We start from the raw sequence: 20,349 nt of genomic DNA, 5'->3' as shown, positions 1-20,349 counted from the left end.
AGCAGTTCGCGGCGATGGTGTGCGGGGTGATCTGGTTGCAAGCCTACCCCGGGATTCGGGGCCTCACAACGGCCACCCACCACCCAGGCCGCGATCCACCCTGCCCCTCCAGCGGCACGGGTGGCCCCTCCGGATGGGCTAGGCGTGCCGGTCGAGCAGCGCCAGGATGGCCGACGTGGTCCCGATTTCTCCTAGCCGCGGGAAGATGGTACCGACCGCCCGTTCATGGGCTTCCGCCACGCGGTCCGTCATCGCGTCCACGACGAAGGCGAGATGGTACGACCGCTCCCAGGCATCCCGTGCCGTGGACTCCACCCCGATGCTGGTGGCGATGCCGCAGAGCACCAGGTTGGTGATGTGCCTGCGACGCAACTGCAAATCCAGGTCGGTGCCGTAGAAGGCGCCCCACTGGCGCTTCTGCACCAGGATGTCCCGCCGCGGATCGGCGTGCAGCTCCTCCAGGTAGTCCGAGAACCCCGGGGCCGGCGCGCTTGCGGGCGGGGGCACATCGGTCCGGGTGCGGATGACATCAAGGCGATCCTCCGCCCAGCCCACTCGGACGAGCACGACGGGCCGCGCCCGCTTGCGGAAGGCGTCAACCAGCCGGACCGCGTTCGCGATCACCTCCCGCACGGGGTGGACGACCGGCATGGCGACGATGCCCTTCTGCAGGTCGATGACGACCAGGGCGGTTCCCGGATCCAGGGTTGTCACGGGCATGGGGGGCTCCTCCGGGTCTGGCCAGTCATTCGATCATGGCCTCCGCCCGGAACCAATGCCCGGAGAGGCGGGACCTCCCGCCAGGCACGATCACTCCCGGATCAGATCCCGGCGATCCACCAGCTTGAAGACCCGCCCCTTCCACCGGGCCACGGTGGGCTCGATCACGAGGTCGGCGGGGGCGATCCGCTCGGCCCTGCCCGTTCCCCTCGCCGTCGGGAACAGGAACACCTGCTCGATCTCCCGGAATTCCTCCCGCTCCTCCGGGAACATCACGTACCGCACCAGCCATTGGGCTTCGCCCGCATAGACCTCGTAGCCATAGTGGCGGCAGTCCGGGTCGGCCAGGGCATGGGAGTCCAGCCGCACCCAGTCCGGGGGTGCAGGTTCTCCCCGGTACGCGGGGATGGTCCCGGAGAGGTGGACCCCGACCGGCTCCAGGGGCGGGGCGGCCTGCGCGGAGGCCAGGAGGCAGGTCAGCAGGAGTTCGAGCATGGGAAGGCCTCGTCGAGGGATGTGAAATTCCCGTCTCAGAGGCCTATTTTCCCATTTCCCCGGGACCCTGTCAGTCACGGGGGTGTGACTTCAAGGTTCCATCAGGCCTGAAGGACCGCCTCCAGCTGATCAATGGCCCAGTCGATCTGCTCCTTCGTGATGACGAGGGGGGGCGCCAGGCGGATGGTATCCACGTGGGTGTCCTTGCAGAGCATGCCGCGGTCCTTGAGGGCGTAGCAGTACTTGCGGGCGCCGCCGGCCTCGGGCTTGAGCTGCACGCCGGCCCAGAGGCCGATGACGCGGACCTCCTTGAGCTTGTCGGTCTTCATGCCCTTGAGGCGGGCCTCCAGGTGCTTGCCCAGTTCGGCGGTCTTCTCCACCAGCTTTTCGTCCACCAGCACGTCGAGGGCGGCGCTGGCCACGGCGCAGGCCAGGGGATTGCCGCCGTAGGTGCTGCCGTGGATGCCGGGGGTGAAGACATCCATCACCTCGTCATTGGCCAGGAAGGCGCTCACGGGGTAGTAGCCGCCGCTGAGGGCCTTGCCGATGGTGACGCCGTCGGGGCGGATGCCCTCGTGCTCGAAGGCGAAGAGCTTGCCCGTACGGCCCAAGCCGGACTGGATCTCATCCAGCACCAGGAGGAGGTTGTTCTGGTCCGCCACCTCGCGCAGGCCCTTGAGGAAGCCCTTGGGCGGAATGATGACGCCGCCCTCGCCCTGGATGGGCTCCATGAAGATGGCGCAGGTGTTCTTGTTGACGGCCTTCTTCACCGCCTCCAAATCGCCGTAGGGCACGATGACGAAGCCGGGCGTGAAGGGGCCGAAGCGGCTGGTGCTGTCGGGATCCGTGCTGAAGCCCACGATGGTGGTGGTGCGGCCGTGGAAGTTGCCGTCGGCCACGATGATCTCGGCCTTGCCGTACTCGATGCCCTTCTTGTCGTAGCCCCACTTGCGCATGGCCTTCAATGCAGTTTCAACAGCTTCAGCCCCGCTGTTCATCATCAGGGCCTTCTGGAAGCCCGTGAGCTTGCAGAGCTTCTCGAGGAGGGGCGGGAACTGGTCGTTGCGGAAGGCGCGGCTGGTCAGCGCCAGGGTCTTCACCTGGGCGATCATGGCCTCGCCGATCTTCGGGTGGTTGTGGCCCTGGTTCACGGCGGAGTAGGCGGCCAGGAAGTCCATGTACTTCTTGCCGTCCACGTCGGTGAGGAAGACGCCCTCGCCCTTGGTGCAGACCACGTCGAGCGGATGGTAGTTGTGGGCGCCGAACTGGTTCTCCTGCTGGATCAGGACTTCGGACTTGGTGGAAGTGGCCATGGGATCTCCGAAAGGGGAAGGATGGGGAAGCTCTGGGGGAAAAGGCCCATTCTAGGCCCGGCGGGCCAATCCACCAGGATTCCCCGGAAGGTCTTGACGAAGTGTCATTCCCGGAAAGATCGTCTCCCGCGCCGTGGACGGGAGATGGACGGGAGATCTGGCCATCACAAGAAGAGGTGAGACAATGCCGTCTTCTATCCCTGCCGCCATGCCCCTGGAGACTCCCCATGACTGAGCAGCCCTCCTCCCTGTACGGCACCCAGCCCGAATCGCCCCGACCGCAGCCGCCGGGCCTGGTGGACCAGATCGCCGGCGTGTTCACGGCCCCCGTGGAGCTCTTCCAGCGCCTCAACAAGGCCCCCAGCTGGGGCTGGGCCCTGGGCGCCATCATCGTCGTCAGCCTGGTGGTGGCCGTGATCTGGGGCATGAAGGTGGACGTGGACGAGATGCTGCGGCCCATCCTGGAGCGGAACCCCCAGGTCCAGTCCGCCCAGATCGACACGATCATCGAGATGCAGAAGAAGTTCATCATGCCCTTCGGCATCCTGGGCGCCCTGTTCGGCACCCCCGCGGTGCTGGCCGTGCTGGGCCTCTTCTACTGGCTGGTGGGCAAGGCCCTGCCCCAGGACGAGAGCCCCACCTACCTCCAGGCCTTCAGTGCCGCAGTGGTGCCCGGCCTGGTGAAGCTGCCCCTCATGCTCCTCATCGCCGCGATCTGCCTGATGCGGCCCATCGGCGGACTCACGCCCGATCGGATCGCGCCGACGTCCCTGGGCTATTTCCTGCGCCCCGAGAGCCTGCGCCTCCAGGCCGCCCTCTTCAATGTGGAACTGTTCCGGCTGGCCGAAGCGGTCCTGGCCTTCCTGGCGCTCCGCTACCTGGTCCGCATGAAGACCGCCGGCGCCCTGATCTGCGTGCTGCTGCCCCTGCTCCTCTCCCTCGGCTTCGGTCTGATGAGGGCGCAGTAGATGGCCTCCAGGAACACCAAGCTCCTCCTCAGCGGCGGCGCCGCCCTCGTGGTCCTGATCGTCCTGGGTCTCGCCTTCGGCGGCGCGCGGGACGAGGACAGCGCCTACTCCTGGGACGCGGTGGGCCGCGGCGACATCCGCGAAACCATCAGCGCCAGCGGCGAGATCCGCGCCAAGACCCAGATCAACATCGGCACCTCCGTGGCCGGCGAGATCAAGGCCATCCACGTGAAGGACGGCCAGGACGTGAAGGCCGGCGATCTGCTCGTGACCATCGACCAGGAGCGCCTGAAGCAGGCCATGGTCCAGGCCCAGGCCGCCGTCGAGGCCGCCCGCCAGGATGCCTCCCGCCTGGAGGCCGCCATGAAACGCTCCGTGGACAGCTTCCCCCGCTATGAAACCTTGCGCCGGGACGGCCTCATGTCCGACGAGGACTTCCGCCAGCAGAAGCTCGCCAAGGAGAGCGCCGTGCTGTCGTACAGCAGCGCGCGCGCCGCCGTGGCCCAGAGCGAGGCCAACCTGAAGGGCATGCAGGACGGGCTCTCCAAGGCCACGTTGCGCGCCCCCATCACGGGCCGGGTCACAAGCCTCAAGGCGGAGAAGGGCGAGACGGCCATCCCCGGCATGAGCAACCTGCCGGGCGCCACGCTCATGATCATCTCCGACATGAGCGAGATGCAGGCGGAGATCAAGGTCAACGAAAGCGAGGTCGTCCGCACCAAGGTGGGCCAGACCGCCCAGGTGACGGTGGAATCGCTGCCCGGCAAGCTCTTCCAGGGCTCGGTCATCGAGGTGGCCACGGGCACCGAGAAGACGGGCACCGACGCCAACCTCTACAAGGTGAAGGTGGTGCTCCAGGGCCATCGGGAGGACCTGGACAACCTGCGGCCCGGTATGAGCGCCCGCGCCGTCATCCTCACCCACGAGGTCAAGGGCGTCCTGCGCGTGCCCCTCCAGGCCGTGCTGGAGCGCGAAGGCAGCCTGGAGGAGGCCCAGAAGCAGGGCCTCCTGGCCCCGGCGTCGCGCAACATCGTGATGGTCTTCCGAGGCGGCAAGGCCGAGGAGCGCACTGTGCAGGTGGGCATCGCCAACACCCAGTTCTTCGAGCTGAAGGAGGGGCTGACCGAGGGCGACAAGGTGCTCACGGGCCCCATCCGCAAGCTGAAGGAGCTGAAGGACAGGGCTTCCGTGATCCTGCGGGTCAGGTCCGACAGCGAGCTGGCCCGGACCAAGGACGTGAAAAAGTAATGGACGTCCGCGAACCCCTCTCCGCCGCCATCCGGGCCCTCAAGGCCAACAAGCTGCGCTCGGCGCTCACCACGCTGGGCATCATCATCGGCGTGGCCGCGGTCATCGTGGTGGTGAGCCTCGTCCAGGGCCTCAAGACCAGCGTGCTCAAGCAGGTGGAGCGGGCCGGCAGCCAGACCATCTTCATCCGTCCCGTCTTCCCCATGGACATGCCCTTCGCCGAGTACACGAAGATCAAGAACAAGGACATGACGCTGGACGAGATGCGCCGGCTGGCCCGCTCCGTGCCGCAGATCACCCAGGTGACGCCCCTCTTCTTCAACGGCACCGAGGTGAAGGCCGAAGGCCGCAGCGCCAACGTCAACCTGATCATGACCGACGAGACCTACCTGGAGCTGAACAGCATCGCCCTGGTGGCGGGACGCAACTTCGTGCCCTCGGACCTGCGCCTGGGCAACAAAGTGGCCATCATCGGCCCCCGCGTCATCGAGAAGCTGGGCCTCAAGGGCAACCCTCTGGGACGCCTCATCAGCACGCCCACCCTCAGCCTCGAGATCATCGGCGTGCTGGAGGAACAGGGCGCCCAGCTGGGCAACGACCCCGACCAGAACATCCTCATCCCCCTCACCACCGGCATGGCCCAGCTCACAGAGGCCCAGCGGTGCCAGCTCTTCTTCCAGGCCCGGGTGGACCCCCGCCTCTCTGCCGACGACGGCGCCGAGCTGGTGGAGGAATCCCTCCGCCGCATCAAGGGCCTGCGCGGCGCCGAGCCCAGCGGCTTCAAGGTCTTCAGCCCCAAGCAGATCACCGGCATCATCAGCGGCATCACCGGCACCATCACCGCGGTGGCCGGGGGCATGGTCTCCATCGCCCTGCTGGTGGGCGGCATCGGGATCATGAACATCATGCTGGTGAGCGTCACCGAGCGCACCCGCGAGATCGGCGTGCGCAAGGCCGTGGGCGCCAAGCGCCGGGACGTGATGCTGCAGTTCCTCATCGAGGCCGCCTTCCTCTGCATCCTGGGCGGCGCCCTCGGCGTGGGCCTGGGCTTCATCCTGGGCGCGGCCATCGGCAAGGCGCTGCTGGGCACCATGGGGTCGGTCCCCGTCTGGGCCCTCGTGAGCGCCCTGGCCGTGCCCGCCGGCATCGGCCTCCTCTTCGGCCTCTACCCCGCCGCCAAGGCCAGCAAGCTGGATCCCATCGAGGCGCTGAGGTACGAGTGAGGTCTCGGGTCGCCCTCCTCCTATTCGCCGCGCTCAGGCTGATCGGAGCGCCTCTGCCCGGGCTGCGCGAGGGGGACATCCTCTTCCAGACCTCCCGCTCCTCGCAGAGCCGGGCCATCCAGCTGGCCACCCATTCCCGGTACAGCCACATGGGGATCCTCTTCCGGGACGGGCGGCGGTGGATGGTGTACGAGGCCGTGCAACCCGTGAAGCGGACGCCCCTCCAGGCGTGGATCGACCGGGGGGTCGGGCGCCATGTGGTGATCAAGCGCCTGAAGGATCGCGACCGGCGGCTGACGCCCGAGGTGCTGGGCCGCATGCGGTCCATCGGCGCCCACTTCCTCGGCCGCCCCTATGACCTGACCTTCGAATGGTCGGATGACCGGATCTACTGTTCCGAGCTGGTCTGGAAGATCTACCGGGAGGGCGCGGGCATCGAGCTGGGCACCCTCCAGACCCTCCGCGAGTTCGACCTGTCCAACCCGGCGGTGCGCGCCAAGCTCCGAGAGCGCTACAAAGGCCGGCCCCCGTTGAATGAGCCCGTGATCTCCCCCCAGCGCATGTTCGAGTGCCCGGATCTGGAGACCGTGGCCACCCGGTGACTCTGGCCGCTAGACTGGAAGTCCGTCTCGATCGGAGTTCCATATGTCGAAGGTTGTGCGCATTGCCAATGGGCAGGGCTTCTGGGGTGATAGCATCGACGCCCCCGTGCGGCTGGTGGAGGCGGGAGGGATCGACTACCTCACGCTGGACTACCTCGCGGAAGTGACCCTCTCCATCATGCAGAAGCAGCGGCGGAAGGACCCGCAGCTGGGCTACGCCACGGACTTCGTGGACCTCATGAAGCGGGTGCTGCCCCAGCTCAAGGCCAAGGGCATCCGCGTGGTGGCGAACGCCGGCGGCGTGAACCCCGAGGCCTGCCGCACGGCGGTGCTGGAGGTGGCGCGGAAGCTGGGCGTGAAGGGCGTGAAGATCGCCACGGTGACCGGCGACGACGTGCTGGCGCGGCTGCCGGAGTTCAGGGAGAAGGGCCTCAAGCTGGCCAACATGGACACGGGCGAGGGCCTTTTCGACGCGCCCCGGGACATCCTCAGCGCCAACGTCTACCTCCAGACCCAGGCCATGGTGGAGGCCCTGGACACGGGTGCGGACATCGTCCTCACGGGCCGCTGCACGGACCCCGGTCTCACCCTGGCGCCGCTCATCCATGAGTTCGGGTGGTCCGCCGACGACTGGAACCGGCTCGCCGCGGGCACCGTGGCCGGCCACATCCTGGAGTGCGGGGCCCAGAGCACCGGCGGCAACTTCACCCGCTGGTGGGAGGTGCCCGAGCTCTGGAACGTGGGCTACCCCATCGCGGAAGTCTCGGAGGATGGCACCTTCGTCATCACCAAGCACGCGGGCACCGGCGGCATGGTCACCGTGGACACCGTCAGCGAACAGCTGGTCTACGAGATGGGCGATCCCCAGAACTACATCACCCCTGACGTGGTGGCGGACTTCACCAGCATCCGCCTGGAGCAGGCGGGTCCCGACCGGGTGAGCGTCTTCGGGGTGACGGGCAAGCCCCGCACGCCCTTCCTCAAGGTGAGCGGCGCCTACCTCAAGGGCTACAAGGCCTCGGGCCAGCTGACCCTGTGCGGCCCCCGCGCCCTGGAGAAGGCCCGGCTCTGCGCCGACATCGTCTGGAAGCGCCTGGAGGCGGCGGGCTTCGTCTACGAGCACACGGACGCGGAGTTCCTGGGCGCCAGCACGGTCCACGCGGGCATCGCCCCCGCCCCCGGAGATCCCGCCGAGATCGTCCTGCGCCTGAGCGTGAAGGACCCGGATCGGAAAAAAGTGGAGCGCTTCGGCCGCGAGATCGCCCCCTTGGTCACCGCCGGCCCCGCGGGTGTCACCGGCTTCGCCGGGGGCCGCCCCAAGGCCCAGGAGATCGTGGCCTACTGGCCGGCCCTGCTGCCCCGGGAGCTGGTCCAGTGGAAGGTGAGCGTCGAAGCGGTCTGAGGGTTCAACCGAGGGATTTCTCCCGGGGTCCATTCTCCAGCCTTCTTGCAAGTCCGTGGTTCATCGCACATCTTTGTTCCCACAGGTTCACGGAGCCGCCATGCGCCTACTCCCCTCCTTCCTCCTCGGCTCTCTCGGCCTGCTCACCCTCATGGGCTGCTCAGGATCCGACTCCAACGGCGGTCCCTCGTCCGGCTACCTGGTGAATGCCATCGCCGTGGCGGACATCGATGCCAATGGCCAGCCCGACATCCTCGGCCTGGTCTCCACAGACCTGGGCGGCGTACCCACCCAGGGCTATGTATCGACCCGCCTCCAGGGGCCCGCCGGCGCCTTTGTCCTCCCCACCCGCTTCGGCGTCGGCACCGAGCCGGCCAACCTGGTGGTGGCGGACGTGGACGGGGACGGCCGGCCCGATCTCGTGGTGGCCAACGCGACGGACCAGACCGTGAGCGTGCGGCTGGCCGATCCCGCCAAACCTGGGTTCTTCCTGCCCGCCGTCCTGCTCGCCACGCCTGGCCGCACGCCTCTGGACGTGGCGGTGGGTGACCTGAACGGCGACGGGAAGATGGACATCGTAGTGGCCACCAGCGGCGCCAACAGCGTCCTGGTCTTCACCCAGGGGGCCACCTCGGGCACCTTCAACCCGCCCGTGTCCTACGCCGTGGGCGGCGATCCCCAGGCCGTGACCGTGGCGGATCTCGACGGCAACGGCTTCGCGGACATCGCCGTGGCCACCACCGCCAATACCGTCTCCGTGCTGCTGCAGACCAGCGCGGGGACCTTCGCCCCCGCCGTGGACTACGCCACCGGCGTCCAGCCCGTGGCCATCAAGGCCGCGGACCTCGACGGCGATGGCAAGCTGGACCTGCTCACCGCCAACTACGGCGCCACCCTCAGCCCCGGCACCCAGGGCCTCAGCGTTCTGCTGCAGGGAGCGACGGCCGGCACCTTCCAGGCGCCGGTCCACTACACCACCGGCTACCGCTCCGCCGCCCTGGTGGTGGGTGACCTCAACGGCGACGGCAAGCTGGACGTGGCCGTGGCGGATTCCGGCCTGCCCGGCGACCCCGGCAGCGTGTCCGTGTTCCTCCAGGATCCCGCCACCCCCGGGGCCTTGCTGACGCCTACGAGCTACCGGGGCGTCTGGGGCCCCATGGGCGTGGCCCTCGGCGACATGAACGGAGATGGCCTCCCGGACCTGGTGCTGGCGGACGGCGACATCGTGGTGCGCTTCAACAACCCGGCCGCTCCCGGGACCTTCGGCCCCCCCCAGTTCTTCTACAACTGACACGAAAAGGCCCCGGAAACCGGGGCCTCATTTTGTCGTGTAAGGAAAGCACAGGCCCGGCCCTGCCGGGTCTGTGCGCGGGGGCCCGGGGGTGTGCGCGCCAGCGCGACCTCAGATCCTCGCAACGCGCGCGTTGCGAGGAGAACCCCCGGACAGCATCACCCCAGATGGACGCTGATCTTGCGCGGCCGCACCTCGGGCCGCTTCGGCACCATGAGGGTGAGCACGCCGTTGCGGAGCTCGGCCACCACCTTCTCGCCCTCCACGTCCTCGGGAAGGGTGAACGTGCGGCTGAAGCGGCCGTGGCTGCGCTCGGCGAGATGGATGCGCTCGCCGTCCTTCACGGCCTCCTCATCACGCTTGCCGGCGACGGTGAGACGGGTGCCTTCGAGGCTGATCTCCAGGTCCGCCTCGAGGATGCCGGGCAGGTCCGCCTTGAACTGGTAGGCATCCGGCGTTTCCTTCACGTCGAAGCTGGGCATGAAGGCGGCTGCCGGAGCACCGAGGTCGTAGTCCCGGAGCGGGTCCCAGCGCATGAAGTCGCGCATGAAGCGGAAGGGCTCCAGAGAGGCGGCCGTGGCCGGCAGCGCCTGGGGGTTGCGGGTGCGAAGGATGGTCATGAGGTCCTCCTATGAACGTGGATCCGCCCGTCCATGTGCCTGAGACGCAGGCCATGATGGCGTTACCGAATAAAATCTTAGTGCATATTAATCATGTGTCAAGCGCCTGACCTGAAAAATCATAAACACTTGATTACAAAGGGTTGACCCGCACGCGGAAGCGGATAGATTGGGTTCCGCCCTGGAGGTCCCATGCGTCGGAACGTCCTCATCCTCGGCCTGTTGTCGGTGGGCCTCCTCGCCGGCTGGTGCGGACACGCCCTCGCGCCCAGCCCCGCGAAGCCCCGGCCCGTGGAGGCCCGGGGAGCCCTCTACGAGTGGGAGAAGATCCAGGTCCAGCGGTTCAAGGAGGCGGCGCCCAGCGTGGTCTACATCACCACCACCGAGGAGCGGGCCCGGGATTTCTTCGGACTCGATGTGGTGGAGGTTCCCGCCGGTTCCGGCACGGGCTTCATCTGGGATGCCGAAGGGCATGTGGTGACGAACTTCCACGTGATCCAGGGCGCGGCCCGGGCCTTCATCACGCTGGCGGACGGCAGCCGCCACGAAGCCGCCTACGTGGGAGGCGCCCCGGACAAGGATCTGGCCGTGCTCCTCATGACGAAGACCCCGCCCAGGCTGCGGCCCATTCCCCTGGGCGCCAGCGCGGACCTGCAGGTGGGCCAAGCGGTGCTGGCCATCGGCAACCCCTTCGGCCTGGACCAGACGCTGACCACCGGCGTGGTGTCCGCCCTGGGCCGGGAGATCCAGAGCGTCACCCAGCGCCGCATCTCCGGCGTCATCCAGACCGACGCCGCCATCAATCCCGGCAACAGCGGTGGCCCCCTGCTGGACAGCGCCGGCCGGCTCGTGGGCGTGAACACGGCCATCCAGAGCCCCAGCGGAGCCAGCGCCGGCATCGGCTTCGCGGTGCCCGTGGATACCGTGAACCGCGTCGTCCCTCAGCTCATCGCCCGCGGGAAGCTGGAGCGGGCGGACCTGGGCTTCGAGCCCGTGGCGCCCCGACTGGTGGAACGGGCCTTCGGCCCCCAGAAGGGCGTGATGGTGGGGAAGGTCTACCGGGGCGGGCCCGCCGCCCGGGCGGGTCTCCAGGGCGTAGGTGCCGAGGGCCGCCGGGTCCTTCCCGGCGACCTCATCCAGGCCGTGAACGGCAAGGCCGTCGAGGACTGGGATTCCCTGCTGGACGCCGTCGAGGCCCTGCCCCTGGGCGGCTCCGCCCAGCTGGACATCCAGCGCGAAGGCCGGCGGATGCGCGTGCCGATCCGGCTGGAGGCGGCGCGGTAACTGGCGTCTTCAGCGGCCGTTCTCAAGTGCCTCGGCGATCCGCTTGGTGTGCATCACCGAGCTGCGGATGAGGGCCAATGGTTCCTCGGGATCACGATCATCCACACAGCCCGGACGGGCCGTCCAATCGAGCTCGAAGGCCAGCTCCACCTCGCCCTCCGGCGAGACCTGGAGCTGGTTCACCACCGTCCCTTCGTAGACCGGGTGGTCCAGCAAGGTGAAGGTGACGGTCTGCCGACGGGGATCCGCCGTGATGCGCTCCCGGAAGGCCACGCCCCCGGGCAGCACCAGCTGCCGCACCACGCCCGAGGCGCCCCGCTCCAGGATCTCGGCGTCCAGCGCGTCCTCGATGTAGCGCTGGGGGTGCTCCATCTTGTCCAAGAGCACCGCCCACACGGTCTCGGGCGAGGCGTCGACGCGGCTGGTGACCCGGTGCCTGGGCATGGGATCCCCGGAAGGGACCCCAGGCTACGCCCGCCGGTCTTCCCGTGCCAGGGCCTGCCGATTCTTAGCCCTGGATCCACACGGGCTCGAGGCCCAGCAGCTTCTCCACGGCCTCGCGGCCGCGGGGGCCGGGATCGACGGTGAAGTCGTTCACCCAGGCGTTCACGTAGCGGCCGATCATCTCGCGGTCCATGCCCCGGCCGAAGGACTGGCTGTAGTCCACGCTCTCCCAGTGGCGCGCGCGGGCCATCTCCACGCTCTTGCGCATGAGCACGGCGAAGCGCTGCTTCACCTCCGCGGGCAGGTCGCGCCGGATGGCATTGCCGCCCATGGGCAGGGGCAGGTCGTAGGCGTGCTTCCACCAGGCGCCCAGATCCACCACCAGGCGCAGGCCGGCGTCGTGGTACATGAGCTGGCTCTCGTGGATGAGCAGGCCCGCCTGGAAGCGGCCCTCGGCCACGGCGGGCAGGATCTGGTCGAAGGGCACCAGCTCGACCTTGGGCTCGAAGCCCAGGGATTTGCACCAGATCCGCATGGCCAGGTAGGCGCTGGTGCGCCGGCCTGGAATGGCGATGGTGAGCCCCTTCAGCGCCGCGGGCTCCATGGGCTTGCCGCTCACCACCAGGGGCCCCGTGCCCTCCTGGATGCTGGAGCCGGCCGTCAGCAGGTCGTAGCGGCCCAGGAGCTCCGGGTAGGCGCCGAAGCTGATGGCCGTGACGTCGTAGCGGCTCTCCGTCGCCTCGGCGTTGAGCGTCTCGATGTCCTTGCGGACGAAGGTGATCTCGAACTCCTCCGGGTCCAGCCACCCCAGGGCCAGGGGAGCCATCATGTAGGCGTCGTCGGAATCCGGGCTGTGGGCGATGGTGAACTTCATGGCGTCTCCGGCCTCCAGTTCACCATACATCGGCCCCCTCAGCCGATGGTCTCCGGATCCTTCGGCGCCAGCTTGCCCTTGACGCGTTCCACGGCCTTGGCGGCCAGGGTGTAGCGGGGGTTTTCCTCCAGGGCCTTCCGGTAGTGCTCCAGGGCCTTGTCCAGCTGGCCCTTGGCCTCGAAGACGCGGCCCAGGTTGAAGTGAGGGAAGCAGTAGCTCTCGTAGCGCTTGGCCTTCAGGGCCATGCGCAACCAGGGGATGGCCTCGTCGGGCTCCCCCTGCTCCACGTAGTAGGCGCCGATGTCGTTGTAGGGGTTCCCGAACTCGGGGTCCAGGTCGATGGCCCGGTGGCAGTCCTCGATGGCCGAGGCATAGTCCTTCTCGAAGGACCTCGTCCAGCCCCGGAAGGTGTAGGCCTCGGCCGTGGGACAGATCTCGATGGACTTCGTGTAGAGGGCGAGGGCCTTCTGGATCTCCCCCTTCATCTGGAGCTGGTAGGCCTTGCCCACCCACTCCATGGCCTCCTGCCGCTTGTCCTGGCGTTCCTGCTCGTCACTCATGGGCCGCCCTCGCGGGCATCAGGATAAAACCTTCAGCCCCCTGGGGCCAGCTATCCTGGATTCATGGCCAACGACCTGCCCGGTTCCTATTGCCAGAACTGCCTGACCTGGAACCCCGGGGATCGGGAGACTTGCGTGAAGTGCGGCACCCGCCTGCTCATCCTCGCCGGGGACCAGACCTGGGAGGACGAGCCCGAGGAGACGGAGGGCGGCGAGGACCTGGAGGAGCACCTCCTGGAGCGCATCACGGGGCTGGAGGAGACCCTCCGCCGGGTGGAGACCTACCTGGAGACCGTCTCCGATCAGCTGGGCAAGCTGGAGCGCAGCGAGGTGATGCTGCGCAATGGCCTCATGGCCCTGGTGCAGGAGATGGAGCAGAAGCGCCAGCTGGACGCCCACGCCTTCTCGGAGCGGTGGGAGAGCCTCGTCGAGGAGAACCTGCACCTCATCAGCGCCCGGGAGCTGTTCACCCGCTACCGGGCCCGCATCCTGCCCATCGCCCGGCCCAAGTCCATGTCCCAGCTCAAGCGGGCCCTGCTGGAGACCACGGCCCTGCTGGAGGCCGCGGACCTGCCCGGCGCCGCCCAGCGCCTGGGCCAGGCCCTGCCCCTGGATCCCAAGAACTACGAGCTGATCTTCACGGCCGCCTCCCTGCACGAAGCCGCCCAGAACTTCGAGGAGGCCGAAAACCTCGCCCGCAAGGCCGTGGGCCTGAGCCCCCGCCACTTCGAGGCCTGGATGCTGCTGGCCAAGCTGCTCCAGGAGCTGCCCGAACACGCGGACCAGGCCATCGAGGCCCTGCACCAGGCCTCGGACCTGCGGCCCGAGGATGCCGAGCCCCGCATGCTGCTGGCGGAGCTGCTGCTGGACGAGGAGGATCTCCAGGGCGCCCTGGAGGCGGCCCAGGAGGCCGTGGCCCGCCGCAAGGACGGCGAGACCCTGCTGCTGCTGGGCCAGGTCCATCTGGCCCGGGGCGAGAGCGGCATGGCCGTCCCCGCCCTCAAGGAGGCCAGCTCCTACCTGCCCGGCGACCTCCACGTGCGCGAGTCTCTGGCCGAGGCCTACCTCCTCCAGGGCGACCGGTCCAAGGCCTTCGCCATCCTCCAGGAGCTGCTCACGCAGAACCCCGGCGATCCCCACCTCCTCCTCATGGTGGACGCCGAAGACCACCTCCAGCTGCGCGAGGCCCGGGACGGCAAGGCCGGCACCCAGGTCCTGCTGGATGAGGCCGAGACCCTGCTGGACGAGAACCAGCTGGAATCCGCCGCCATGCTCCTCAAGCGCGCCCGGCGGAAGGGGAAGAGCCAGCGCTCCGAGTGGCTGGACCTGCGCCTCTCCTTCCTCCAGGACCCGGAGAAGACCCTGCGCTCCGCCCTGGCCTTCGCCTGCTCGGACCGCCACCCGCGCCTCTGCTTCCTCGCCCTGCGCCTGGCCCTGGAGCACCTCATGGCCCAGAAGCGCGAGGCCGAGATCGCCCGGACCCTGGACGCCTTCCTCACCCGCCACCCCAAGAGCACCGGCGCCTGGGAGGCCGCCCTCATGCGCCAGGCCTACCGCCTGATGAACGGCCAGGCGACGGAGCAGGACCTGATCGAGGTCCGCCGTCTCCACGCCCATCCCCTGCCGGGCATGGAACCCCGGGCCCGCACCCTGCTGGGCCAGTACCTCCTGGCCCTCAAGCGGCACCAGGAGGTGCTGGAGCTGATCGACCCCCTCATCGAGAAGGAACCCACCCTCATCAACCACTTCCAGCTCGGCGCCGCCCTGGCGGGCCTGGGGGAGCGGGAGGAGGCCCGGGTTCTGCTCAAGGCCGGGCTGGACGCCGAGGCCGGCGATCTCAACGACACCCAGGCCAAGGGTGTGAAGAACCAGATCCGCGGCCTGTTGAAGGAACTGAACGCGGCCGGCGAGGCCTGAGCAGGCGTGACCGACCGCACGGGGTATTAAGTTGACAATTTTAGTCGAGATTCCAGAATGGGATGTCTCGGGAGTGGTGTATGACCTCGACCTTCAACGTGGTCACCAGTCAGGAATACAAGTACGGCTTCGTCACGGATATCGAGGCGGACAGCGTCGCGCCCGGCCTCAGCGAGGATGTCATCCGCTTCATCTCGGCCAAGAAGGGCGAGCCCGACTGGCTGCTGGAGTTCCGGCTCAAGGCCTACCGCCACTGGCTGACCATGGCCGAGCCCGAGTGGGCCAAGGTCGAGTATCCGAAGCCCGACTTCCAGAAGATCGTCTACTACAGCGCCCCCAAGCCCAAGAAGCCCCAGTACGCCTCCATGGACGAGGTGGATCCCGAGCTGCGGCGCACCTTCGAGAAGCTGGGCGTGCCCATCCATGAGCAGGAGGCCCTGGCGGGCGTGGCCGTGGACGTGGTCTTCGACTCCGTCAGCGTGACCACCACCTACCGGGAGAAGCTGGCCGCCGTCGGCATCATCTTCTGCAGCTTCAGCGAGGCCGTGAAGTCCCATCCGGACCTGGTGAAGCAGTACCTGGGCAGCGTGGTGCCCTCCTCCGACAACTTCTACGCCGCCCTCAACAGCGCGGTGTTCACGGACGGCAGCTTCGTGTTCATCCCCAAGGGCGTGGCCTGCCCCATGGACCTGAGCACCTACTTCCGCATCAACAACAAGGAATCGGGCCAGTTCGAGCGCACCCTCATCGTGGCCGAGGAAGGCGCCAGCGTGAGCTACCTGGAGGGCTGTACCGCGCCGCAGTTCGACACCAACCAGCTGCACGCCGCCGTGGTGGAGCTGGTGGCCCTGGACCGGGCCTCCATCAAGTACAGCACCGTGCAGAACTGGTACGCCGGCGACAAAGACGGCAAGGGCGGCATTTTCAACTTCGTGACCAAGCGCGGCCTCTGCAAGGGCAAGGCCTCGCACATCAGCTGGACCCAGGTGGAGACCGGCAGCGCCATCACCTGGAAGTACCCCAGCTGCGTGCTGCTGGGCGACGACAGCATCGGCGAGTTCTACAGCGTGGCCCTCACCAACCACAAGCAGCAGGCCGACACCGGCACCAAGATGATCCACATCGGCCGCAACACCAAGAGCACCATCGTCAGCAAGGGCATCAGCGCCGGGGACAGCTCCAACAGCTACCGCGGCCTGGTGAAGGTGCAACCGAAGGCCGAGGGCGCCCGCAACTTCAGCCAGTGCGACTCCATGCTCATCGGACAGTCCTGCAGCGCCAGCACCTTCCCCTACATCGAGGTGCAGAACCGCAGCGCCCGCGTGGAGCACGAGGCCACCACCAGCAAGATCGGCGAAGAGCAGCTGCTCTACTTCCAGCAGCGCGGCATCCCGGCCGAGGAAGCCATCAGCATGATCATCAACGGCTTCTGCAAGGACGTCTTCCGCGAGCTCCCCATGGAGTTCGCCGTCGAAGCCACCCGCCTGCTCTCCCTCAAGCTCGAAGGGAGCGTGGGATGAACAACGCTCGCGGAGGGCGCGGAGAAAGCAGAGGTGCGCGGAGAAAAGCCGGTTGGACCATGTCCTCTTGCCTCTGCGTTCCTCAGCTCCCTCCTCTTTTCTCTGCGTGAGTTTTTCCAGTTCCGGAGTCCCGATGCTTTCCATCAAGAACCTCACCGCCTCGATCAACGGCACGCCGGTGCTGAAGGGGATCGACCTGGAGATCAAGGCGGGGGAGATCCACGCCATCATGGGCCCCAACGGCTCGGGCAAGTCCACGCTGGGCAAGGTGCTGGTGGGCCATCCGGCCTATGAAGTCACGGGCGGCGAGGTCCTCTACGAAGGGCGGAACCTCTTCGAGCTGGCGGCCGACGAGCGGGCCCGCGCCGGGATCTTCATGGGCTTCCAGCACCCCATCGAGGTGCCGGGCGTGAGCAACGCCGCCTTCCTGCGCCTGGCCTACAACAAGAAGGCCGAGGCCGAGGGCCGCGACGAGCTGGACCCCCTGGAGTTCGACGACTTCATCCACGAGAAGATCAAGCTCGTGTCGATGAAGGAGGAATTCCTCGACCGCAGCCTCAACGAGGGCTTCTCCGGCGGCGAGAAGAAGCGCAACGAGATCCTCCAGATGGCCGTGCTGGAACCCAAGCTGGCCATCCTCGACGAGCTGGACAGCGGCCTGGACATCGACGCCCTGCGCGTGCTGGGCGAGGCCGTGAACCGGCTCCAGCGCCCGGACCGAGCCCTGCTGATCATCACCCACTTCCCCCGCATCCTGGAGACCATCCAGCCCCAGTTCGTGCATGTGCTCTCCGGCGGCCGCATCCTCAAGAGCGCCGGTAAGGAGTTGGCCACCGAACTCGAGGACCGCGGCTATGACTGGGTGCTGGAAGAGGCCGCCGCCGGGGGCGCCCGATGACCACGGCCGTTGTCGGTTCCAGCCTGCTGGTGGATCTGCTCAGCGCGCCCCGGCCCGCCGAGTGGGCTTCGCTGCGCGAGGCGGCAGAGCTGCGGCTGGCCGGACGCGAGCTGCCCGCGACCCGGGACGAGGACTGGAAGTACACGGACCTGAAGGCCCTGGCCGCCGGTGCTTTCGGGCCCGCCCCGAAGGCCACCGTGGACATCTCCGGGCACCTACTCCCCGAGATGGTGGGCACGCGCCAGGTCTTCGTGAACGGGCACCACGCCCCCCACGCCAGCTGCGCCTCCGCCGTGCCGGCCGGGGTGCGCTACTTCCCCATGTCCCACGCCAGCGAGGCCTGCCACGCGCTGGGCAGCGTCGGCAACGGCGCGGCGAAGGGCCTCTTCGAGGACCTGAACACCGCCCGCTTCGAGGATGGCGCGGTCATCCTCGTGCCCAAGAACCTCAAGGTGGCCTTGCCCCTGCACCTCCTCTTCGTGACGAAGGCCGAGTCCCCCGTGGCTGTGTTCCCCCGCCTCCTGGTGGTGCTGGAGCGGGGTGCGGAGCTGGAGCTGGTGGAGGAGCACCACGGCGAGGGCGCCTACCTCAGCTGCCCCGTGGTCGAGGTGCATGTGGCCGAAGGCGCCATCCTGCGCCATGAGCGCGTGCAGCGGGAGAGCCCCGAGGCCTTCCACCTCGCCACCCTCAAGGCCGAGGTCGGCAAGGGCGGCCAGTACCATTCCCGCACCCTCAGCTTCGGCGCCCGTCTCTCCCGGCAGGAGCCCCGCGTGCGGCTGGCCGAGGGCGCCGAGGCCACCCTCGATGGCCTGGCGCTCCTCGATGGAACTCAGGTGGCCGATACCCACAGCTTCCTGCACCACGCCGAGCCCGGCGCCACCAGCCGCCAGCTGCACAAGTGCATCGTGGATGGGCGGGCCCGCGCCATCTTCAACGGCCAGGTCCTCGTGGCCAAGGGCGCCCAGGGCACGGACGCCCAGCAGCAGAGCCGCAACCTGCTGCTCTCCGAGGTCGCCCGAGTGGACACCAAGCCCCAGCTGGAGATCTACGCCGACGACGTCAAGTGCAGCCACGGCGCCGCCGTGGGCCAACTCGATCCCGAGGAGCTGTTCTACCTGCAGAGCCGCGGCATGAACGCCGACGACGCCCGCAACCTCCTCACCTACGGCTTCGCGGCGGACGTGCTCACCCACGTCCCCGTGGCCAGCCTGCGCCGGAGCCTGCGCCAGCTCGTCATGGCCCGCACCCAGGCCGGCTCGCTGGGAGACCTGGCATGACCTCCCCCTCGAACATCGGCCTCCAGCCCCTCGACGTCCAGGCCATCCGCCAGGACTTCCCCCTGCTCTCGCGGGTCTTCCACGGCAAGCCCGTGGTCTACCTGGACAGCGCCGTGAGCGGCCAGATGCCGGTGCAGGTCATCGAGCGCATGGCGAAGTACGAGCGCGAAGAGCACACCAACGTCCACCGCGGCGTGAGCACCCTCAGCCAGGAGGCCACGGATTTCTACGAGGCCGCCCGCGAGAAGGTGCGGAAGTTCATCGGCGCCGCCTCCGCGCGCGAGATCGTCTGGACCCGCGGGACCACCGAGGCCATCAACCTCGTGGCCCAGACCTTCGGCCGGATGACCGTGAAGGAGGGCGACGAGATCCTCCTGTCGGCCATGGAACATCACGCCAACATCGTGCCCTGGCAGATGCTGGCCCAGGAGAAGGGCGCCACGATCAAGGTCATCCCCATGAACGATGCCGGGGAGCTGATCCTGGCGTCCCTCGACGAGCTGATCACCGCCCGCACGAAGCTCCTGGGCGTGGTGCATGTCAGCAACGTCCTCGGCACCATCAACCCGGTGAAGGAGATCATCGCCCGGGCCCACGCCAAGGGCGTGCCCGTGCTGGTGGACGGGGCCCAGGCCGTGCCGCACCTCAAGGTGGACGTGCAGGACCTGGACGCGGATTTCTACGTCTTCAGCGGCCACAAGCTCTCGGGCCCCACGGGTATCGGCGTCCTCTACGGCAAGCTGGCCCTCCTGGAGGCCATGCCCCCCTGGCACGGCGGCGGCAGCATGATCCGCTCCGTGAGCTGGGAGAAGACCACCTACCTCCCCGCACCGGGCAAGTTCGAGGCCGGCACGCCCCCCATCGCCGATGCCATCGGCCTCGGCGCCGCCATCGACTACGTGACGGCCCTCGGGCTGGACCGCATCGCCGCCCACGAGCACGAGCTACTGGCCTACGCCACGGAGAAGCTCGCCGCCATCCCCGGCCTCCGCATCCTCGGCACCGCCAGGGACAAGGCCAGCGTCCTGTCCTTCGTGGTGGACGGCATCCACCCCCACGACATGGGCAGCCTGCTGGACGGCGAGGGTGTCGTGGTCCGCGCCGGCCACCACTGCGCCCAGCCCGTCATGACCCGCTTCCACGTCCCCGCCACCACCCGCGCCTCCTTCGCCTACTTCAACACCCGCGAGGAAGTGGACATGCTGGTGTCGGCCGTCCAGAAGGCCATCGAGCTGTTCACATGACCGACCCCCGCGAGCTGTACCAGCAGGTGATCCTGGAGCACAACAAGAAGCCCCGGAACTTCGGGAAGCTGGCGCCCTGCACGCACCACGCGGAGGGGCACAACCCCCTCTGCGGCGACCAGCTGGACCTGACGCTGGTGGTCGAGGACGGCGTGGTGCGGGACGTGAAGTTCGAGGGCAGTGGCTGCGCCATCGATGTCGCCAGCGCCAGCCTCATGACCGGCGCGGTGAAGGGGAAGCCCGTGGCCGAGGCCGAGGCCATGATCGAGCAGTTCCGCGGCATGGTGCGCGGTGAGCTGGATCCCGCCACCCAGACGCCCCTGCTGGGCAAGCTCACCCTCTTCAGCGGCGTCAAGGACCTGCCCAGTCGCGTGAAGTGCGCCATCCTCCCCTGGGCCACCCTCCACGCCGCCCTCAAGGGCGAAGAAGAGGCCTCCACTGAATAGGAA

General features: G+C 68.2%; 20 protein-coding genes. 13 read left to right on the top strand and 7 right to left on the bottom strand.

Going from position 1 to position 20,349, the window contains the following annotated elements; translation table 11 throughout:
* Window positions 1-138 precede the first annotated feature (138 nt).
* The 3 genes from MLG87_RS09290 to rocD form a co-directional block, all read right to left on the bottom strand.
* Window positions 139-720: an isochorismatase family protein gene (locus MLG87_RS09290; protein ID WP_243294901.1), complete on the bottom strand. Its 582-nt coding sequence runs from the start codon at window positions 718-720 to the stop codon at window positions 139-141.
* A gap of 90 nt (window positions 721-810) precedes the next feature.
* A complete protein-coding gene (locus tag MLG87_RS09285) occupies window positions 811-1,215 on the bottom strand; it encodes a hypothetical protein (RefSeq protein WP_243294900.1) in 405 nt (134 codons plus the stop codon).
* Between the two features lie 101 nt (window positions 1,216-1,316).
* Window positions 1,317-2,528 carry an ornithine--oxo-acid transaminase gene (rocD, locus tag MLG87_RS09280; protein ID WP_243294899.1) on the bottom strand — a complete coding sequence of 404 codons (1,212 nt, stop codon included), beginning with the start codon at window positions 2,526-2,528 and terminating at the stop codon, window positions 1,317-1,319.
* A 227-nt stretch (window positions 2,529-2,755) separates the two neighbouring features.
* Between rocD and MLG87_RS09275 the strand changes: the two genes are divergently transcribed.
* From MLG87_RS09275 to MLG87_RS09250, 6 genes are all read left to right on the top strand, one after another.
* A complete protein-coding gene (locus MLG87_RS09275; RefSeq protein WP_243294898.1) occupies window positions 2,756-3,496 on the top strand; it encodes a YIP1 family protein in 741 nt (246 codons plus the stop codon).
* A complete protein-coding gene (locus MLG87_RS09270; protein WP_243294897.1) occupies window positions 3,497-4,744 on the top strand; it encodes an efflux RND transporter periplasmic adaptor subunit in 1,248 nt (415 codons plus the stop codon).
* Complete coding sequence (locus MLG87_RS09265; protein WP_243294896.1) at window positions 4,744-5,967, top strand: ABC transporter permease; 1,224 nt, start codon at window positions 4,744-4,746, stop codon at window positions 5,965-5,967. Before MLG87_RS09270 ends, MLG87_RS09265 begins: the two co-directional genes overlap by 1 nt.
* On the top strand, window positions 5,964-6,569 hold the full coding sequence (locus MLG87_RS09260; protein WP_243294895.1) for a YiiX family permuted papain-like enzyme: 606 nt from the start codon (window positions 5,964-5,966) through the stop codon (window positions 6,567-6,569). The genes MLG87_RS09265 and MLG87_RS09260 overlap by 4 nt, the downstream gene beginning before the upstream one ends.
* Window positions 6,570-6,612: 43 nt before the next feature.
* The gene (locus MLG87_RS09255; protein ID WP_243294894.1) at window positions 6,613-7,971 is read left to right on the top strand and encodes an acyclic terpene utilization AtuA family protein; all 1,359 of its coding nucleotides are present in this window, start codon (window positions 6,613-6,615) and stop codon (window positions 7,969-7,971) included.
* 100 nt (window positions 7,972-8,071) lie between these two features.
* Complete coding sequence (locus tag MLG87_RS09250; protein ID WP_243294893.1) at window positions 8,072-9,262, top strand: FG-GAP repeat domain-containing protein; 1,191 nt, start codon at window positions 8,072-8,074, stop codon at window positions 9,260-9,262.
* Window positions 9,263-9,420: 158 nt separating this feature from the next.
* On the opposite strand, the gene MLG87_RS09245 is transcribed toward MLG87_RS09250, so the two are convergent.
* Window positions 9,421-9,882: an Hsp20/alpha crystallin family protein gene (locus MLG87_RS09245; RefSeq protein ID WP_243294892.1), complete on the bottom strand. Its 462-nt coding sequence runs from the start codon at window positions 9,880-9,882 to the stop codon at window positions 9,421-9,423.
* 192 nt (window positions 9,883-10,074) lie between these two features.
* On the opposite strand from MLG87_RS09245, the gene MLG87_RS16130 reads away from it, so the two are divergent.
* On the top strand, window positions 10,075-11,166 hold the full coding sequence (locus MLG87_RS16130) for a S1C family serine protease (protein ID WP_279341192.1): 1,092 nt from the start codon (window positions 10,075-10,077) through the stop codon (window positions 11,164-11,166).
* 9 nt (window positions 11,167-11,175) lie between these two features.
* Here the strand turns inward: MLG87_RS16130 and MLG87_RS09225 are convergent, their stop codons facing one another.
* The 3 genes from MLG87_RS09225 to MLG87_RS09215 all read right to left on the bottom strand — a co-directional run bounded on the left by MLG87_RS09225 (window position 11,176) and on the right by MLG87_RS09215 (window position 13,044).
* Entirely contained in the window at window positions 11,176-11,610 is a 435-nt protein-coding gene (locus tag MLG87_RS09225) for an AtaL-like protein (protein ID WP_243294891.1), read from the bottom strand.
* Window positions 11,611-11,674: 64 nt separating this feature from the next.
* Window positions 11,675-12,484, bottom strand: coding sequence for an MqnA/MqnD/SBP family protein (locus tag MLG87_RS09220; protein ID WP_243294890.1), 810 nt, complete (start codon window positions 12,482-12,484; stop codon window positions 11,675-11,677).
* A gap of 38 nt (window positions 12,485-12,522) precedes the next feature.
* A complete protein-coding gene (locus MLG87_RS09215; RefSeq protein ID WP_243294889.1) occupies window positions 12,523-13,044 on the bottom strand; it encodes a tetratricopeptide repeat protein in 522 nt (173 codons plus the stop codon).
* Window positions 13,045-13,107: 63 nt separating this feature from the next.
* On the opposite strand from MLG87_RS09215, the gene MLG87_RS09210 reads away from it, so the two are divergent.
* The 6 genes from MLG87_RS09210 (at window position 13,108) to sufU (ending at window position 20,346) form a co-directional block, all read left to right on the top strand.
* On the top strand, window positions 13,108-14,961 hold the full coding sequence (locus tag MLG87_RS09210) for a tetratricopeptide repeat protein (RefSeq protein WP_243294888.1): 1,854 nt from the start codon (window positions 13,108-13,110) through the stop codon (window positions 14,959-14,961).
* A gap of 80 nt (window positions 14,962-15,041) precedes the next feature.
* On the top strand, window positions 15,042-16,481 hold the full coding sequence (gene sufB, locus MLG87_RS09205) for a Fe-S cluster assembly protein SufB (protein ID WP_243294887.1): 1,440 nt from the start codon (window positions 15,042-15,044) through the stop codon (window positions 16,479-16,481).
* Between the two features lie 133 nt (window positions 16,482-16,614).
* Window positions 16,615-17,379, top strand: a complete 765-nt coding sequence (gene sufC, locus MLG87_RS09200) for a Fe-S cluster assembly ATPase SufC (RefSeq protein ID WP_243294886.1) — start codon at window positions 16,615-16,617, stop codon at window positions 17,377-17,379.
* The gene (sufD, locus tag MLG87_RS09195) at window positions 17,376-18,656 is read left to right on the top strand and encodes a Fe-S cluster assembly protein SufD (protein ID WP_243294885.1); all 1,281 of its coding nucleotides are present in this window, start codon (window positions 17,376-17,378) and stop codon (window positions 18,654-18,656) included. Before sufC ends, sufD begins: the two co-directional genes overlap by 4 nt.
* Window positions 18,653-19,900, top strand: a complete 1,248-nt coding sequence (locus MLG87_RS09190) for a cysteine desulfurase (protein ID WP_243294884.1) — start codon at window positions 18,653-18,655, stop codon at window positions 19,898-19,900. Before sufD ends, MLG87_RS09190 begins: the two co-directional genes overlap by 4 nt.
* Window positions 19,897-20,346 (top strand): Fe-S cluster assembly sulfur transfer protein SufU, encoded by a 450-nt coding sequence (gene sufU / locus MLG87_RS09185; RefSeq protein ID WP_243294883.1) that lies wholly within the window; start codon window positions 19,897-19,899, stop codon window positions 20,344-20,346. The genes MLG87_RS09190 and sufU overlap by 4 nt, the downstream gene beginning before the upstream one ends.
* Window positions 20,347-20,349 lie beyond the last annotated feature (3 nt).

This window comes from Geothrix mesophila (genome assembly GCF_022808835.1).
Classification (GTDB): Bacteria; Acidobacteriota; Holophagae; order Holophagales; family Holophagaceae; genus Geothrix; species Geothrix paludis.
Note: the sequence above shows the minus strand (reverse complement) of the source record. Positions and strands in the feature narration are given on the sequence as shown.